This window comes from Streptomyces sp. NPDC053560 (assembly GCF_044544605.1).
GTDB lineage: Bacteria > Actinomycetota > Actinomycetes > Streptomycetales > Streptomycetaceae > Streptomyces.
On record NZ_JBITXI010000002.1, the window covers coordinates 260,522 to 276,864 of the forward strand.

General features: G+C 72.9%; 20 protein-coding genes. 9 read left to right on the forward strand and 11 right to left on the reverse strand.

All coding sequences use genetic code 11. From position 1 onward, the window contains the following. The first annotated feature begins 80 nt into the window (after positions 1-80). Complete coding sequence (locus ACIGQF_RS04395) at positions 81-650, forward strand: rhodanese-like domain-containing protein (RefSeq protein ID WP_399705390.1); 570 nt, start codon at positions 81-83, stop codon at positions 648-650. A gap of 21 nt (positions 651-671) precedes the next feature. Here ACIGQF_RS04395 and ACIGQF_RS04400 read toward each other — a convergent pair whose 3' ends face one another. From ACIGQF_RS04400 to ACIGQF_RS04425, 6 genes are all read right to left on the reverse strand, one after another. Further along, positions 672-1,955 (reverse strand): DUF6986 family protein, encoded by a 1,284-nt coding sequence (locus ACIGQF_RS04400; protein WP_399705392.1) that lies wholly within the window; start codon positions 1,953-1,955, stop codon positions 672-674. 221 nt (positions 1,956-2,176) lie between these two features. Continuing rightward, positions 2,177-3,139 (reverse strand): electron transfer flavoprotein subunit alpha/FixB family protein, encoded by a 963-nt coding sequence (locus ACIGQF_RS04405; protein ID WP_399705394.1) that lies wholly within the window; start codon positions 3,137-3,139, stop codon positions 2,177-2,179. 75 nt (positions 3,140-3,214) lie between these two features. Further along, positions 3,215-4,000: an electron transfer flavoprotein subunit beta/FixA family protein gene (locus ACIGQF_RS04410; RefSeq protein ID WP_399705397.1), complete on the reverse strand. Its 786-nt coding sequence runs from the start codon at positions 3,998-4,000 to the stop codon at positions 3,215-3,217. Positions 4,001-4,211: 211 nt separating this feature from the next. Further along, positions 4,212-4,721, reverse strand: a complete 510-nt coding sequence (locus ACIGQF_RS04415; protein WP_399705399.1) for a flavin reductase family protein — start codon at positions 4,719-4,721, stop codon at positions 4,212-4,214. Between the two features lie 53 nt (positions 4,722-4,774). Beyond that, on the reverse strand, positions 4,775-4,855 hold the full coding sequence (locus ACIGQF_RS04420) for a putative leader peptide (RefSeq protein WP_399706361.1): 81 nt from the start codon (positions 4,853-4,855) through the stop codon (positions 4,775-4,777). Between the two features lie 98 nt (positions 4,856-4,953). Beyond that, positions 4,954-5,298 (reverse strand): thioredoxin family protein, encoded by a 345-nt coding sequence (locus ACIGQF_RS04425; RefSeq protein ID WP_399705402.1) that lies wholly within the window; start codon positions 5,296-5,298, stop codon positions 4,954-4,956. 317 nt (positions 5,299-5,615) lie between these two features. Between ACIGQF_RS04425 and ACIGQF_RS04430 the strand changes: the two genes are divergently transcribed. Next, positions 5,616-6,329: a lysophospholipid acyltransferase family protein gene (locus tag ACIGQF_RS04430; protein WP_399705404.1), complete on the forward strand. Its 714-nt coding sequence runs from the start codon at positions 5,616-5,618 to the stop codon at positions 6,327-6,329. 2 nt (positions 6,330-6,331) lie between these two features. Here ACIGQF_RS04430 and ACIGQF_RS04435 read toward each other — a convergent pair whose 3' ends face one another. The 4 genes from ACIGQF_RS04435 to ACIGQF_RS04450 form a co-directional block, all read right to left on the reverse strand. Next, positions 6,332-7,027: a B3/4 domain-containing protein gene (locus ACIGQF_RS04435; RefSeq protein WP_399705407.1), complete on the reverse strand. Its 696-nt coding sequence runs from the start codon at positions 7,025-7,027 to the stop codon at positions 6,332-6,334. 97 nt (positions 7,028-7,124) lie between these two features. Further along, positions 7,125-8,231, reverse strand: coding sequence for a threonine aldolase family protein (locus tag ACIGQF_RS04440; protein WP_399706363.1), 1,107 nt, complete (start codon positions 8,229-8,231; stop codon positions 7,125-7,127). Positions 8,232-8,299: 68 nt separating this feature from the next. After that, positions 8,300-9,064 carry an SDR family NAD(P)-dependent oxidoreductase gene (locus tag ACIGQF_RS04445; RefSeq protein WP_399705409.1) on the reverse strand — a complete coding sequence of 255 codons (765 nt, stop codon included), beginning with the start codon at positions 9,062-9,064 and terminating at the stop codon, positions 8,300-8,302. A gap of 29 nt (positions 9,065-9,093) precedes the next feature. Then, positions 9,094-10,491 (reverse strand): DUF6421 family protein, encoded by a 1,398-nt coding sequence (locus tag ACIGQF_RS04450; RefSeq protein WP_399705412.1) that lies wholly within the window; start codon positions 10,489-10,491, stop codon positions 9,094-9,096. A 298-nt stretch (positions 10,492-10,789) separates the two neighbouring features. On the opposite strand from ACIGQF_RS04450, the gene ACIGQF_RS04455 reads away from it, so the two are divergent. The 3 genes from ACIGQF_RS04455 (at position 10,790) to ACIGQF_RS04465 (ending at position 12,462) form a co-directional block, all read left to right on the forward strand. After that, positions 10,790-11,485 (forward strand): PadR family transcriptional regulator, encoded by a 696-nt coding sequence (locus ACIGQF_RS04455; protein WP_399705414.1) that lies wholly within the window; start codon positions 10,790-10,792, stop codon positions 11,483-11,485. 78 nt (positions 11,486-11,563) lie between these two features. After that, positions 11,564-11,689, forward strand: coding sequence for a hypothetical protein (locus ACIGQF_RS04460; RefSeq protein ID WP_351598893.1), 126 nt, complete (start codon positions 11,564-11,566; stop codon positions 11,687-11,689). Positions 11,690-11,778: 89 nt separating this feature from the next. Continuing rightward, positions 11,779-12,462: a glycerophosphodiester phosphodiesterase gene (locus tag ACIGQF_RS04465; protein WP_399705417.1), complete on the forward strand. Its 684-nt coding sequence runs from the start codon at positions 11,779-11,781 to the stop codon at positions 12,460-12,462. Positions 12,463-12,505: 43 nt separating this feature from the next. Here the strand turns inward: ACIGQF_RS04465 and ACIGQF_RS04470 are convergent, their stop codons facing one another. Further along, positions 12,506-13,048, reverse strand: a complete 543-nt coding sequence (locus tag ACIGQF_RS04470) for a GNAT family N-acetyltransferase (RefSeq protein WP_399705419.1) — start codon at positions 13,046-13,048, stop codon at positions 12,506-12,508. A gap of 170 nt (positions 13,049-13,218) precedes the next feature. Between ACIGQF_RS04470 and ACIGQF_RS04475 the strand changes: the two genes are divergently transcribed. The 4 genes from ACIGQF_RS04475 (at position 13,219) to ACIGQF_RS04490 (ending at position 16,226) form a co-directional block, all read left to right on the forward strand. After that, entirely contained in the window at positions 13,219-13,611 is a 393-nt protein-coding gene (locus ACIGQF_RS04475) for a VOC family protein (protein ID WP_399705422.1), read from the forward strand. Between the two features lie 178 nt (positions 13,612-13,789). Next, on the forward strand, positions 13,790-14,353 hold the full coding sequence (locus ACIGQF_RS04480) for a DUF5134 domain-containing protein (RefSeq protein WP_399705425.1): 564 nt from the start codon (positions 13,790-13,792) through the stop codon (positions 14,351-14,353). A gap of 134 nt (positions 14,354-14,487) precedes the next feature. Beyond that, positions 14,488-15,423, forward strand: coding sequence for a M56 family metallopeptidase (locus tag ACIGQF_RS04485; protein ID WP_399705428.1), 936 nt, complete (start codon positions 14,488-14,490; stop codon positions 15,421-15,423). A gap of 65 nt (positions 15,424-15,488) precedes the next feature. Continuing rightward, positions 15,489-16,226 (forward strand): phosphatase PAP2 family protein, encoded by a 738-nt coding sequence (locus ACIGQF_RS04490; protein ID WP_399705430.1) that lies wholly within the window; start codon positions 15,489-15,491, stop codon positions 16,224-16,226. Positions 16,227-16,343 lie beyond the last annotated feature (117 nt).

A 16,343-nucleotide genomic window follows, 5' to 3' on the forward strand; every position in this document is an offset into this window, starting at 1 on the left:
ACCCGCGGCGTCACGGGCCCGTCGAAGGGCTCATCACGTCACGGGTTCGGCAAGAACCAGCACCACGAAAGGCACCTCCCATGACCTCCACCCCCACCGCTCTCACCGTCGAGCAGGCCAGTGCCCGGCTCGGCGAACTGACCGTCATCGACGTGCGAACGCCCGGGGAGTACGCGGCGGGCCATCTGCCCGGCGCGTACAACGTCCCGCTGGACCGGATCGACGAGGCCGTGCCCGCGCTGCGGAGCGCGGCGTCGCGGGCCGGACTGCTGATGGTGTGCGCCTCCGGCAACCGGTCGGCGCGGGCCTGCGCCGAGCTCGCCGAGCGGGACGTACCGGCCGCCACCCTGACCGGCGGCACCGAGGACTGGCTGCGGCACGGCCTGGAGGTGCGGCGCCCGGCGGACGCGCGCACCGTCTGGGCCATGGAACGCCAGGTACGGCTGGCCGCCGGCGGGCTGGTCCTGAGCGGCCTGCTCGCCGGGCGGCGGTGGCCCGCCGCCCGGCTGCTGTCGGCCGGCGTCGCCGGCGGCCTGGTCTTCTCGGCCGTCACCGACACCTGCGGCATGGCCCGGCTGCTGGCGAAGCTGCCGCACAACCGGGCGCCGCGGGCCGAACTGTCCGCCACCCTGGCCGAGCTGGGCGGCTGACGCCCCGTACGGGGACCGGGGTCACCCGGCCTGCGTCGGCCGCCCCGCGAGACCGTCCAGGTCCGCGCGGGTCAGGCCGGTCAGCCGGGCGACCTCGGCGGTGTCGACCGCGCCGCAGTCGAGGCCGCGCAGCAGGTAGCCGCTGAGCGCCTTGGCCGTGGCGGGCTCGTCCATCACGGCGCCGCCGGTCTTCGCGACGTACGCGGCGAGGCGCGCGGCGGCCTGCTCCAGGCCCTCGCGGTAGAAGGCGTACACGGCCGCGTACCGGGTCGGCAGGTGGGCCGGGTGCATGTCCCAGCCCTGGTAGTAGGCGCGGGCCAGCGAGCGGCGCACCAGGCCGTGGTGGAGCCGCCAGGCGTCGTGGACCTGGGCGGTGGCACCGACCGGAAGGACGTTGGTGGAACCGTCGGACAGCCGGACCCCCGTACCGGCTGCCGCCACCTGCATGACGGCCTTGGCGTGGTCGGCCACCGGGTGGTCCAGCGACTGGTACGCCGCGCTGACGCCGCACGAGGCGCTGTAGTCGAAGGTGCCGTAGTGCAGCGAGGTGGCGCGGCCCTCGGCGGCCTCGATCATGCGGGCGACGGTGGCCCGGCCGTCGGCGCCCAGGATCGACTGGGTGGTCTCGATCTGGATCTCGAAGCCGATCCGGCCCGCTTCCAGGCCGTGCTCCTTCTCGAAGGCCTCCAGAAGCCGGACCATGGCGGTGACCTGCTCGGCGTAGGTGACCTTGGGGAGGGTGAGCACGAGGCCCTCGGGGAGGCCGCCGGCCTTCATGAGGCCGGTGAGGAAGATGTCCAGGGTGCGGATGCCGCGGTCGCGTACGGCGGCCTCCATGCACTTCATGCGGATGCCCATGTACGGGGCCGCGGTGCCGTCCTGGTACGCGGCGGCGATGGTGGCGGCGGCGCGGGCCGCGGCCTCGTCCTCCTCCGCGTCCGGACGGGTGCCGTAGCCGTCCTCGAAGTCGACGCGCAGGTCCTCGATGGGCTCGCGCTCCAGCTTGGCCCGTACGCGGTCGTACACGGGGCCTGCGAGCTCGTCGGAGATGCCGAGGACGGAGGCGAGCGCGGCGGCGTCCGGGGCGTGCTCGTCCAGCGCGGTGCGCGCGGCCTCGCCCCAGGAGCGGACGGTGTCGGCGGCGAAGATGTCGCCGGGGACGTAGACCGTGTGGACGGGCTGGCGGGTGCCCGGGTCGCCCGGGTAACGCCGCGCGAGGTCCGCGTCGACCGCTGCCAGGGCGGTTCCGATCTCCTCGCGTACGGTGCTCGCAAGGCTCGTGGCCACGGGCTCCTGCTGCGGCATTCGACACCCTTCCGATAGGGGGACGTTTCCGTCCCGAGGTTCGCTAAAGATTCGCGTAAGTTCCGCTTCATGGAAGCAAAACTCCGCATAGCGAAGCTATCCGCGCCGTCTGTCCAGGTCAACACCCATCTTGTCGCCGCGCACGCTACGCACCCCTCGCACACACCGGGCCCCGTACGCGGCGTACGCGTACGGGGCCCGGTGACGTGCCGTGGGACGGGTCAGCCCTTGCGGGTCTTGACCTCGTCGGTCAGGGCGGGGACGACGTCGAAGAGGTCGCCGACGACGCCGTAGTCGACCAGCTCGAAGATCGGGGCCTCGGCGTCCTTGTTGATGGCCACGATGGTCTTCGAGGTCTGCATGCCGGCGCGGTGCTGGATCGCGCCGGAGATGCCCGCGGCGATGTACAGCTGCGGGGAGACCGACTTACCGGTCTGGCCGACCTGGTTGGTGTGCGGGTACCAGCCGGCGTCCACCGCGGCGCGCGAGGCGCCCACGGCCGCGCCGAGGGAGTCGGCGAGGGCCTCGATGACGGGGAAGTTCTCCGCGCCGTTGACGCCGCGGCCACCGGAGACCACGATCGCGGCCTCGGTCAGGTCCGGGCGGCCGGTCGACTCGCGCGGGGTGCGGGAGACGACCTTGGTGCCCTTGGAGGAGTCGGCCACGGTCACCGCGAGGGCCTCGACCGCGCCGGCGGCCGGGGCGGCCTCCACGGCGGCGGAGTTGGGCTTGACGGTGATGACCGGGGTGCCCTTGGTGATGCGGGACTTGGTGGTGAAGGAGGCGGCGAACACCGACTGGGTGGCCACCGGGCCCTCGTCGCCGGCCTCCAGGTCCACGGCGTCGGTGATGATGCCGGAGCCGATGCGGATCGCCAGGCGGGCACCGATCTCCTTGCCCTCGGCGGAGGAGGGCAGCAGCACCGCGGCCGGGGAGACGGCCTCGACGGCGGCCTGGAGCGCGTCCACCTTCGGCGCGACCAGGAAGTCGGCGAACTCGGCGTTGTCGGCGGTCAGGACCTTGACCGCGCCGTGCTCGGCGAGCGCGGCGGCGGTGTCGGCCGCGCCGTTGCCGAGGGAGACGGCTACGGGGTCGCCGATGCGGCGGGCGAGGGTGAGCAGTTCGAGGGTCGGCTTGCGGACGGCGCCGTCCACGTGGTCGACGTAGACAAGGACTTCAGCCATGGGATTGCACTCCTGCGAAATGACGATGCGGTTGAGGGGCGACCGAGCCGGGGACGCACCCCGGCCGCAGGGGCCTCAGATGAACTTCTGGCCCGCGAGGAACTCGGCGAGCTGCTTGGCGCCCTCGCCCTCGTCCTTGACGATCGTGCCGGCGGTGCGCGCCGGGCGCTCGGTGGCGTCCTCGACCTTGGTCCAGGCGCCGTCCAGGCCGACCTCGTCCGCGTCGATGTCCAGGTCGTCGAGCTCCAGCTCCTCGACCGGCTTCTTCTTCGCGGCCATGATGCCCTTGAAGGAGGGGTAACGCGCCTCGCCGGACTGGTCGGTGACCGACACGACGGCCGGGAGCGCGGCCTCCAGCTGCTCGGTGGCGGTGTCGCCGTCGCGGCGGCCCTTGACCGTGCCGTCCTCGACGGAGACCTCGGAGAGCTGGGTGACCTGCGGAACGCCGAGGCGCTCGGCCAGCATCGCCGGCAGCACGCCCATGGTGCCGTCGGTGGAGGCCATACCGCAGACGACCAGGTCGTAGCCGGTCTTCTCGATGGCCTTGGCCAGCACCAGCGACGTGCCCACCGCGTCGGTGCCGTGCAGGTCCTCGTCCTCGACGTGCACGCCCTTGTCGGCGCCCATCGACAGCGCCTTGCGGATCGCGTCGTTGGCGTCCTCGGGGCCGACGGTGAGCACGGTGATCTCCGCGTCGTCGGCCGCTTCCTTGATCTGGAGAGCCTGCTCGACGGCGTACTCATCCAGCTCCGAGAGCAGACCGTCCACGTCGTCGCGGTCGACGGTCAGGTCCTCGGCGAAGTGCCGGTCGCCGGTGGCGTCGGGCACGTACTTCACACAGACAACGATCCTCAGGCTCACGCCGGCTCTCCTACCTGCTTCGTCGCTTCACAACTGCCTTGTGCTGGCAGCATAGGCGCCTGTTGGGGCGGCTCCCGGTCGGGTGCGCGTCCCCGCGCCGACCGAAATATTACTCGCCAGTACACCTATGCGTATCCCCGATATCAAGCTCGTCGAACTGTGACCTTGCCAACGGCCCCGGCCTGGCGTGTCGGGGCCGCCGGACGGGGCGTCAATCACGTAGGGCGGTGAACCGACCCTGGTGGTACAGCAAGGGCTTGCCGTGGCCCGTCGGATCCCCGACGACGACCTCGGCGAGCACGATCCGGTGGTCCCCCGCGGGCACCCGCGCCACGACCCGGCCGACCATCCAGGCCAGCACGCCGTCGAGGACCGGCACGCCTTGGGGGCCGGTGCGCCAGGAGGTGGGCGCGGCGAAGCGGTCGGCGCCGCTCCGCGCGAAGGTGGCGGCCAGTTCCTGCTGGTCCTCGCCGAGTATGTGGACGCCGACGTACTCCGCCTCCGCGACGACGGGCCAGCTGGAGCTGCCGGTGCCCACCCCGAAGGAGATCAGGGGCGGCTCGGCGGCGACGGAGGTGAGGGAGGTGGCGGTGAAGCCGACGGGGGCGCTGCTGCCCTGTGCGGTGATCACGGCGACTCCCGCCGCGTGCTTCCGGAAGACCGAGCGCAGCAGTTCGGGAGAGGCCAGCCGGGGTGCGGCGAGGTCGGGCGAGACGGTCATGAACGAGTCCTTCTGCCGTGGCGTACGTGCCGGAGCGGTGCTGTCGTCGCTGCTCACCGGCCCGGACAGCACGCGCTCGCAGTGCGCAGGAGGTCCACGTGGGCGCGTCCGTACAGAAGGGGGTCAGGCCGCATGACGTCAGACTGACGATGCGTGCGTGATGCAGTCAAGTGCTCACCGGCAGGTGCGACAACAATCACGCAGCGTGCAAAGGAGCACGTCGTCGCGGGCGTCACGAGTCCACGGCGGCGCCCAGCGCCGCGATGACGTCCGCCTTGCGCGGCTGCCCGGCGGCCCGGCGGACGATCGCGCCGGCGCCGTTCAGGACCAGGACGGTGGGGGTGCGGTCGATGCGCAGCTCGCGTACGAGGTCGAGGTGGGCCTCGGCGTCGACCTCGACGTGGGCCACACCGGGCACCATCCCGGCGACGTCCTCCAGGGTGCGGCGGGTGGCGCGGCACGGCTGGCAGAACGCGCTGGAGAACTGCACGAGCGTGGCCCGCTCCCCCAGTCCGGCACCGATCCGCTCCGCGGTCAGCCGCTCCGGTCCCTGCTGTCCTGCTGCCTGCCCTGCCACCTTCGGCCTTCCGTCGCCGCGCCGGCGCGCGTCCCTCACGTACTTTTGGACCAGCGTAGGCAGGCCCGCGGGCATTCCCGGCCGCCCGCTCCCGAGGGGACGGACACCCGCGCGGTGCCGTGGCGCCGGGCCGCCCGGGGTAGGTGTGCGGTGACCCCCGCACCATGACGTGACGAGGATCTCCCGTCCCGAAGCGGCGCGGCGGTGGCCACTGCGGCCTTCTTCGGGCACGATCTCCCGAAAGCCGCAAGGCTACGGCCGCGTAACTTCCCGCCGGGAGAACCCCTCCCCAGGCACACAGAAGGGGAACCCCCGACATGGCAGAGCTCGTCTATCCGCCCGTCATCGGCTTCGCCCGGACGGCGTTCAAGGCGCTCGACCTCAAGTTCGACATCGCGGGCACGGAGAACATCCCGCGGCGCGGTGGCGCGGTCCTCGTCAGCAACCACATCGGCTACCTGGACTTCGTCTTCTGCGGCCTGTCGGCCCGCCCCGCGAAGCGGCTGGTGCGCTTCATGGCGAAGGACTCCGTCTTCCGGCACAAGGTCTCGGGCCCGCTGATGCGCGCCATGAAGCACATACCGGTCGACCGTTCCCAGGGCGTGCACGCCTACCGCCACGCGCTGAGCGCGCTGCGCGGGGGCGAGATCATCGGGGTCTTCCCCGAGGCCACCATCTCCGAGTCCTTCACGCTGAAGAACTTCAAGTCCGGCGCGGCCCGGCTGGCCCAGGAGGCCGGCGTGCCGCTGCTCCCGATGGCGCTGTGGGGCACCCAGCGGCTGTGGACCAAGGGCCACAAGCGCGACCTGGGCCGGAACCACTTCCCGATCACGATCCGGGTCGGCGAGCCGCTCGACGCGCCCGCGGATGAGCAGCCGGAGAAGATCACCGACCGGCTGCGCACCCGGGTGCAGGACCTGCTGGAGGCGGCCCAGCGCGCCTACCCCGTACGCCCCAGGGGCCCGGAGGACACCTGGTGGGTACCGGCCCACCTGGGCGGCACGGCACCCGCACCGCGCGCGGTGAGCTGACCTCAGCGGCGGATCTCGCCGAGCTGGATGCGCGCGCCCGGGGAGAACTTCTCCAGCGCCTCGGCCAGCTCGGCACCCGCCTCCTCCAGCGCGTCGAGGGACATCGGCGCCATGCGCTCCAGGAGGAACAGCGCGCGGGTGGAGTCCTCGGTGAGGCGGGTGCGGACGCCCTGCCGCCAGTTCCAGCGGCGGCAGGTGACGCCGGCGGCGTCCCGCCAGACGACCTCGCCCGGCTCGGGGTGCTCGACGGCCTGTGCGCCGCCCGCGGCCGTCTCGAACGGCTCGTCCCCGGTGGCGCGTACGAGCCGCATGTCGCCCTCGATGCGGTCCAGGTCCTCGCCGCCGACCGGGATGGCGTGCGCGACGCTGATCGCGTTGTAGACGTCGACGAGTCGGTTCACGCGGGGCAGGCCGCCCTCGGTCAGCGCACGCCGGGCCAGCGCCTCGGCGGAATTGCGGGTGCGCGAGGGCTTGGCCCCGAAGGCGGTGTACGCGGCGCGCCAGGCGGCGATGTGCGGTTCGTCCTGCGGGGGCGCACCGCCGAGCCGTACGGCGAGCCGGGCGGCGGCTTCGTCGAGGAGCGCCGAACTGGCTTCGTCGCTGGGCCCGTTGACCAGGTCGCGGGCCTCGACCACAAGGTGCGCGAAGCCGGGGGCCAGCGCCCGGACGTCGTCGGAGACGGTGACGGAAATGCTCATGCCAGGCATTCCAGCACGCACGGACACGGTTCAGCAAACTGACCTTTACAGTACAGTTCGCTGAACCGTGCCAGGGGTGGTCCGCAGCCCGTACGGGTCAGGGCTTGCCCATCTCCTCGCGGAGCGCGGCGACGAACCCGTCCACGTCGTCCTCCGTGGTGTCGAAGGAGCACATCCACCGGACGTCGCCGGCCGCCTCGTCCCAGAAGTAGAAGCGGTAGCGCTTCATCAGGCGCTCGCTCACGTCGTGCGGCAGCCGCGCGAAGACGGCGTTGGCCTGGACCGGGTAGAGGATCTCCACACCGTCGACGACGCGCACCCCGGCGGCCAGCCGCTGCGCCATCGTGTTGGCGTGCCGGGCGTTGCGCAGCCACAGGTCCTTTGCGAGCAGCGCCTCCAGCTGCACCGACACGAAGCGCATCTTGGAAGCCAGTTGCATCGACAGCTTGCGCAGGTGCTTCATGGCGCGCACGGCGTCAGGGTTGATGACGACCACGGCCTCGCCGAAGATCGCCCCGTTCTTCGTGCCGCCGAGCGAGAGGATGTCCACGCCCACGGCGTTGGTGAACGCCCGCATGGGAACGTCCAGCGACGCCGAGGCGTTGGCTATCCGGGAGCCGTCGAGATGGACGACCATGCCGCGCTCATGGGCGTGCTCGCAGATGGCCCGGATCTCGTCGGGGGTGTAGAGCGTGCCCAGTTCGGTGTTCTGCGTGATCGACACGGCCTGCGGCATGGCCCGGTGCTCGTCGTCCCAGCCGTACGCCTCGCGGTCGATCAGCTCCGGGGTGAGCTTGCCGTCCGGGGTGGGGACGGTCAGCAGCTTCAGGCCGCCGACCCGCTCCGGCGCGCCGCATTCGTCGACGTTGATGTGTGCGGACTCCGCGCAGATCACGGCGCCCCAGCGGTCCGTCACGGCCTGGAGGGCCACGACGTTGGCGCCGGTGCCGTTGAAGACCGGGAAGGCCTCGGCGGTCGGCCCGAAGTGGCTCCGGATGACACGCTGGAGATTCTCGGTGTACTCGTCCCCGCCGTAGGCGATCTGGTGACCGCCGTTGGCGAGGGCGAGCGCTTCGAGGATCTCGGGGTGCGTGCCGGCGTAGTTGTCGCTGGCGAAGCCGCGCACCGACGGGTCGTGGTGGCGCCGCGCGTCGGTCCTGCCGGTGCCGGCGGCGGATTCCGTGGCCCGCTCCGCCCGGCCCACCGCTTCGCGCACGGCGGGGCCCACGGCCTCGGTCACGGCCTTCGCTACGGCCTCGGTCACTGCCTCGGTCACGGCTTGGGGGTCAGCCACAGACGCTGTCCATTCACTTCCCGGGCGGGCCGGTCCCAGACGCCGACGACGGCTTCGGCCAGCTCCGTCACGTCCGTGAAGCCCGCGAATTTGGCGTTCGGTCGCTCGGCGCGCATCCGGTCGTTGACGAGCGCCTTGACCACCAGGATCGCAGCCGCCGCACGCGGTCCGCTCTCACCCCCGGCCTTGCGGAAGGCGTCGCCCAGCGCCAGCGTCCAGGCCTCGGCCGCGGCCTTCGACGCGGCGTAGGCGGCGTTCCCGGCCGTCGGCCTGCTCGCGCCGGCCGCGCTGATCAGCAGGTAGCGGCCGTTCCCGCTGCGCTGCAGCGCCCCCTCGAAGGCGAGCGAGGTGTGCTGGACGGTACGGACCAGCAACTTCTCCAGCAGGTCCCAGTCGGCGAGGTCGGTCTCGGCGAAGGAGGCCGAGCCACGCCAGCCGCCCACGAGGTGCACCAGCCCGTCGATCCGGCCGAACTCCTTCTCCGTACGGTCCACCCACTCCCGGGTGGCGGCCAGGTCCAGCAGGTCGACGGTGTCTCCCGTGACGGTCGCGCCGCCGTGCGCGTACCGCGCGGCGTCCACCGCCTCGGCCAGCCGCTCCGCGTCCGCGTCCGAGGCGACGACCGTGGCCCCCGCCTCGGCCAGCCGCAGCAGCGCCGCCCGGCCCGCCGGGCCGCCCGCGCCGGCCACCGCGACGACCGCGCCGTCCAGCACGCCCTGGTTCCCGGTCGAAGTCGTAGTCATCTCCGCCTCCCGCTGCTTCTCGTCCGCGCTCACGCCGCCGCTCCGGCCGCGGTACCCGCCGTGATGCCCTTGGTGGAGGCAATCACCTCACGGAGCTTCTTGCGCAGGGCCTCATAGAACATGCTCAGCGGGAATTCGTCCGGAAGCACCTCGTCGACGAGTTTGCGCGGCGGCAGGCTCAGGTCCAGGGCGTCGGGACCCTTGGCCCAGACCGAGCCGGGGTGCGGCGCGAGGTAGGTGGAGACCAGGTCGTAGGCGGCGAACCAGTGGACCAGCTTGGGCCGGTCGATGCCGTCGCGGTAGAGCTTCTCGATCTCGCCGCACAGCTCCTGCGTCACCTGCGGGATCCGCTCCCAGTCGATGTGCAGGGTGTTGTCCGTCCAGCGCACGGCGTCGTGCTGGTGCAGGTAGGCGAAGAGGAGCTGGCCGCCGAGGCCGTCGTAGTTCTTCACGCGGTCACCGGTGACCGGGAAGCGGAACATCCGGTCGAAGATCACCGCGTACTGCACGTCCCTGGCCTGCGGCAGGCCCTCCGCCTCCAGCTTCACGGCCTCCTTGAAGGCGGTGAGGTCGCAGCGCAGCTCCTCCAGGCCGTACATCCAGAACGGCTGCCGCTGCTTGATCATGAAGGGGTCGAAGGGCAGGTCACCGTGGCTGTGCGTACGGTCGTGGACCATGTCCCACAGGACGAACGCCTCCTGGCACCGGTCCTGGTCGGACAGCATCGCGCGGACGTCGTCCGGGAGCTCGATGCCCAGCACCTCCACGGCGGCCTCGCTGACCCGGCGGAACCGCGCGGCCTCGCGGTCGCAGAAGATGCCGCCCCAGCTGAAGCGCTCCGGGGCCTCCCGCACGGCGATGGTCTCGGGGAAGAGCACCGCGGAGTTGGTGTCGTACCCGGCGGTGAAGTCCTCGAAGGTGATGCCGCAGAACAGCGGGTTGTCGTAGCGCGTGCGCTCCAGGTCCGCGAGCCACTCGGGCCAGACCATGCGCAGCACGACGGCCTCGAAGTTGCGGTCCGGGTTGCCGTTCTGGGTGTACATCGGGAAGACGACCAGGTGCTGGAGGCCGTCCTCGCGGCCGCGCGCCGGCTGGAAGGCGAGCAGCGAGTCCAGGAAGTCCGGCACGCCGAAGCCGCCGTCGGCCCAGCGGCGCAGATCGGCGACGAGCGCGCGGTGGTACGCGGCGTCGTGCGGCAGCAGCGGAGAGAGCGCCTCGACCGCGGCTATGGCGCGGTCCACCTCGCGGCGGACGTCCTCGGGCGCGGGCGCGCCCTCGGCGCCGAGGTCGATGGAGCCGTCGCCGGACTGCCAGGGCCGCAGGGCCTCGACCGCGTCCTTGAGGACCGGCCAGGCCGCGTGCTCGACGACGCGCTCAGCGGTCGACGTACCCGCCTGGACACCCACAGGCGAAAGAATTTCCGTCATGACTGCCCTCCGGCAGGAGATCGTGTGGTGGGGACACCGTAACCAGGGAGGCTTCGGACTCTCAAGGGGGAGCGAAGGAAATCATCCTGTCGTACCCCCGTTGTCGGAGATGTTTTTCCTGCGATCGGGCCGCTCCTCGGCGTTTTCTGTCCTACCTGGCCATTCGGGTGACAGCCGTACCGGGACCGGACGGAACCGGTCATCATCCGCTCATCGCACGATCAGCGGCCGCTCAGGACCGTGCGGAAAGACGCGATCTTCGGGCTCCGCGGCCACGCCGCCCCGCCGCGCCTCCAAGATGGCCGGGACCAGCACGCCCTACCGCCGCCAGGGGGCCACCACGTACCCGCGACTTCCCGTCACCGCCTGGGCGGTGCTCGGGCTGCTCTCCTTCCGTGACGACCGCACCGGCTACGACCTCAAGAAGTGGGCCGACGCCTCGCTCCGCTTCTTCTACTGGTCGCCGGCCATCAGCCAGATCTACGCCGAACTGCGCCGCCTGGAGGAGCTGGGCCTGGTCACCTCCCGGCGCTCGGGCCCGGAGGAACCGCGGGCCAAGCGCCGCTACACCATCACCCCGGACGGCCGGGACGCGCTCACCGCCTGGGCGGAGAGCACGCACGACTGCGGCCCGCCGGTCCTCAAGCACCCGCTCGTCCTGCGCGTCTGGCTGGGGCACCTCGCCGTGCCCGGCACCCTGCGCACCCTCGTGGAGCGGCACCGCGACCGCACCCGGGCCGCGCTGCGGGAGGTACGGGAGGCGCTCTCCGGGATCGGGGCGGAGCGCGAGGGCGATTTCCCGCGCGTCGCGCTGGGCTGGAGCGAGCGGCAGCATCTGGCCGAGCTGGAGCTGGCCGAGGCCATGCTCGCCGACCTGGAACGGCTGGGGTGCGGGGCGCCGGAAGGGGCCCGGCGGGCGGCGGACGGCCGGGGCCGGAGCGTCCCGCCGGCGCTGCGGCGTCAGCACGCGGAGGACGCGCCCACGCACGGGTGACCGGATTCGCGGCCCCGCGCCCCGCCCGGATAAGACAGGTGCCCTCCGCACCGCCCGCCGACGAGGGAGACACCCCGCGTGAGCACCCGTGCCGTACTGGTCGCCGCCGTCATCACCGGCCTCGTGCTGGGCGTCGCGAGCGCCCGCGCGGGGCACGCCGCGACGACATCCGGTGTTCCCTTCGCCGTCAGCGTGGCCCGTTAGGCTGGCCGCCGTTTCCGGCAGCCGTGCCCCAGCCGGGCGCCGGTGCCGCACTGCCAGCCACAGCCGACAGCCACAGAAGCGAGGCAGCCTTGTCCTTCCTGACCATCGGACACCGCGGGGTCATGGGCGTGGAGCCGGAGAACACCCTGCGTTCCTTCCGCCGCGCCGAACACGAGGGGCTCGACCTCATCGAGCTGGACCTGCACCTCAGCAAGGACGGTGCGCTCGTCGTCATGCACGACGCGGAGGTGGACCGTACGACGGACGGGCACGGGCCGATCGCCGACCACACCCTCGCCGCGCTGCGTGAGATGGACGCGGGCGAGGGCGAACGGATCCCCGTCTTCGAAGAGGTCGTCGAGGCCGTGAAAGCGCCGCTGCAGGCCGAGATCAAGGACGTGGCGGCGGCCCGCGCGCTGGCCGACGTGCTGCGCGAGCAGGACCTCGTCGACCGGGTCGACGTGATCTCCTTCCATGACGAGGCGCTGGCGGCGGTCAGCGCGCTGCTGCCGGGCGTCCGCACCGGCCTCGTGGCCAGCCGGTACGGCAAGGACGTGGTGGACCGGGCGCAGGCGGTGGGCGCCGGCTACGTCTCGCTGAACATCCGGCGGCTCACCCTGGAGCTGACCGAGCGCGCGCACGCGGCGGGCCTGCGGGTGCTCGCCTGGACCGTGAACACCCACGACCAGCTGCGGATCGCCCGCGGGCTCGGCCTGGACGGCGTGATCACCGACTTCCCCGAGATCCGCCGGGCGACGCGCTTCACGGCGTAACGGCCACGGCGCGGGCCCCGTCAGGGCGGCTTCCCGACCGGCGTCAGGCCAGCTTCTTGACCAGCAGCTCGAACTCCAGGTCGGCGCGCTGCGGGATGCCGAACCGCTCGTCGCCGTACGGGAACGGGGTCATCCGGCCGGTGCGCGCGTAGCCGCGGCGCTCGTACCAGGCGATCAGCTCGGCGCGCTGCCGGATGACCGTCATGTGCATCTCGCGCGCCTCCCACTCCTCGGCCACGGTGCGCTCGGCCTCGGCGATGATGACCTTGCCCAGGCCGCCGCCCTGGCGGGTGGGGCGTACCGCGAACATGCCGAAGTACGCGTGCTCCCCGCGGTGTTCGAGCTGGCAGCAGGCCACCAGCTCGCCGTCCTGCTCGGCGACCAGGAGCCGGCTGCCCTCGGCCTCGACCACCGCGGCGACGCCCTCGGGGTCGGTGCGCTGCCCCGCGAGCAGGTCCGCCTCCGTGGTCCAGCCCGCGCGGCTGGCGTCGCCCCGGTACGCCGACTCGACCAGCTCGACGAGGTCGGGGACGTCGGACGCGGTGGCGGGGCGGAAAGTCAGCTCGGGAGCCGGCGTGGTGGCCATGACGGGCGGGGGTCCTCTCGGGGCGGGCGGGGCCGTGCGTACGCGCCGGGCGGGTGACCCGGTGGGTGCGCGCCGGGCAGGCGTGGCGCCCGGTGGTGTCGAGGCTAACAAGGGGGCGGACCCGCACGTCGCCGTGTTCCCGAAGCCCGGGAACCTTTAGGGTCCGTGCCATGGTGCAGGTACTGAGCAGCAGAGTGCTGGTGCGGCCGGCCGACCCCGAGCGGTCGCGGGAGTTCTACGGCAAGGCGCTGGGCCTTCCCGTGTACCGGGAGTTCGGTACGGGGCCCGAGCGCGGGGTCGTGTACTTCCTCGGCGGCGGCTTCCTGGAGGTCTCGGGCCGGTCAGAGGAGCCGCCCACCCCGACGCTCCAGCTCTGGCTCCAGGTCGCGGACGCGGCCGCGGCGCACGAGGAGCTGGTGGCGAACGGCGTGGAGATCCTCAGGCCGCCGGTCAAGGAGCCGTGGGGGCTGATCGAGATGTGGATCGCCGACCCCGACGGCCACCGGATCGTCCTCACCGAAGTCCCGGCGGACCACCCGATCCGGTATCGGCCGGGGATCTGACGCGTGCCGTCGGCCGGCGGCGATCCGGCGGCCGACGACCATTCGCACACGCGCTCCCTAGTGCGCCTGTGCGCTCCCGTGAAGCAGGGCCCCGATGGGCATCCTGCGAGCGGAAGAGATCGTTCGCGCCGGAGATCCGGCGCGCGCGGTCCGTAGGTGCTCCAGGGGGAGGTACACCGTGCACGGACCGGTGACGACCGGCTGGCTGCTGGTCGTGCTGTGCGCAGCGGCGGGCATGTACTGCCTCGTGCGCTCGCGGGCGGGGACGGAGCGGAACGCGGACCTGCGCGCGCGGGCGCGCGGCGAGGCGGTGATGGCGCTGGGCATGGGGGTGATGGCGCTGCCCGCCCCGGCCGTGCCCGTGCCGGCCTGGTCGGCATGGGTCTTCGTGGGGGTCTTCGGGGCGACGGGCGTGTGGGCGGTCGCCACCCGCCATCGTCACCACGCCGTGGGTTCGCTCGCCATGGTCTACATGGCGCTGGCGATGACGGCCGTGCCGGCCGGTACCGGGCACGGCGGCCACGGCGGGGCGGGCGGTGTGCCCGTCCTGACCGGCCTGCTGCTCGCCTACTACGCCGCGCACGCCGTCGCCTCCGGCCTCCGGCTGATACCGGCCCCCGCCGTGCTGGCAGCGGGCAGCGCGCCGGGCGGCGGGGTGGCGGCCGGGCCGAGGCCCGAGCTGCTGAGCGCCTGCCGGACGGCCATGAGTATGGGGATGTTCACGATGCTGCTGGCGGTGTGAGGCGCGGCGGTGCGGGGCCGAGGCGAGTCGTGGCGGCTCCCCCGAGCACCTCACACCTCAACTCCCGGTGGTATACGTCACTCTCTGGGCGAGACCGTACCTCTCAGTAGCCTCCCGCTCATAAAGTGACGGCCATGATGGTCCCCTTCGCGCTGATCCTCCTCGGCGCGCTGGCGGCGGCAATGGCGCCGCGCCTGATGGCCCGTGCGAGCTGGCCCGACCGCGAGCCGGTGCTCGCCCTCTGGGTCTGGCAGTGCGTGGTCGCCGGTGTGCTGCTGTGCTGTGTGCTGGCCATGTCGCTGAGCGCCGCCGCTGCCTGGGAAGCCGTCCGGGGCAACGTCTTCGCGCTCGCCCCGCGCGGCGTCATCGAGGCGTACGCGCTCGGTGCGTACGGCTCCTGGGCCGCGCCGCTGGCCGTCCTCCTCGCCTGCGGCGGGGCGTGGACCGCTGTCGTGCTGACCCGGGAGGTGCGGGCCGCGCGGGCGCGCCGCAAACGGCACCGCGCCGATGTCGCGCTGCGCTCTCCGCTGCTGCCCGGCGAGGAGCGGACCGGTGACCCGATGGTGGTGCTGGAGGGCGACCGCGCCGAGGCGTGGTGGCTGCCCGGCCTCTCGCCCCAGCTGGTGGTCACCACCGCCGCGCTGCGCCGATTGAAGGGGCAGCAGCTCGACGCGGTGATCGCGCACGAGAAGGGGCACGCCCGCGCCCGTCATCACCTGCTGCTGCACTGCGCGGCGGCGCTGGCCGTCGGCTTTCCGCAGGTGCCGGTCTTCGCCGCGTTCCAGGACCAGGTGCACCGGCTCGTGGAACTGTCCGCGGACGACATCGCCTCCCGGCGCTTCGGACGGCTCACTACCGCCCTGGCGCTGGTCGAACTGAACGAGGACCGCGGGGTCTTCGGCCCCACCCCGACCCAGTGCGCGCAGGTCCCGGCGCGGGTCGACCGGCTGCTCTCCCCCGCGGCCCGGCTCACCCCGGGCCGCCGTCTGGGCATGACGGCCATGGCCGCGCTGGTGCCGGTCGTCCCGCTGCTCGTCACCTTCGTACCGGGGCTGAGCGCCCTCACGTGACGGCGGCGGACGACGCGCGCGGCCACGAGTGGCCCTGACCGGGGTCGTTCCGTCAGGATCGAGGCATGGGATCTCCGTCTCCTCCGTCGTCTTCCGGGATCGACAGGGCCTCCGGGCCCGCCGTGCCGTCCGGGCCCGCGACAAGCGCGCGGGCGCTCCGCGCCGCGGGGTGGCTCGCCGCGGTGGCCGTGGCGCTCGCCGTCCTCGTGATCGTCCGCTGGTCACCGCTGATGGACGCGGACCGGACGGTCGCCGGCGAACTGCACCGGGTCGCGCGCACCTCGCCGGACTGGACCGCGGTGAACCGCGTCCTCAGCGACTGGGTGTGGGACCCCTGGACCATGCGCGCGGCGCTGGTGGTGCTGGTGGGGTGGCTGTTGTGGTGCGGGGTGCGTGTCCTCGCGGCCTGGGTCGCGGCCACGTCCGTCGCCGGGACGCTGCTGCAGCAGGGCGTCAAGGCCGCGGTGGACCGCCCGCGTCCGGTCTGGCCGGACCCGGTCGACTCGGCGCACTACGCCGCGTTCCCCTCGGGGCACGCGATGACCGCCATGGTCGCGGCCGGACTGGCGCTGTGGGTGCTGCGCGAGCGCGGCGCGCCCGTGACGTGGCTGCGGGTGGTGGGCGCGGTGGGCGCGGTGTCCGTGCTCGGTGTCGGCGCCACCCGCCTGTATCTGGGCGTGCACTGGCTCTCCGACGTACTGGCCGGCTGGCTCCTCGGCGCGGCCCTGGTGGCCGTGGCGACGGGCCTGTACACGCGGCTCGCCTCAGCGGCGGCGACGCCTGCACCACCTGGCCAGGACTGACGGCACCACAGGGCCGACCGCCTACCGCGACCGGCCCGTTGCGTCAGGCCCATGGCGTCAGGCCCATGGCGTCGGCGCACCGGCCCGCCACGGCGGTCGTGCTTGGTACGGGGCGCC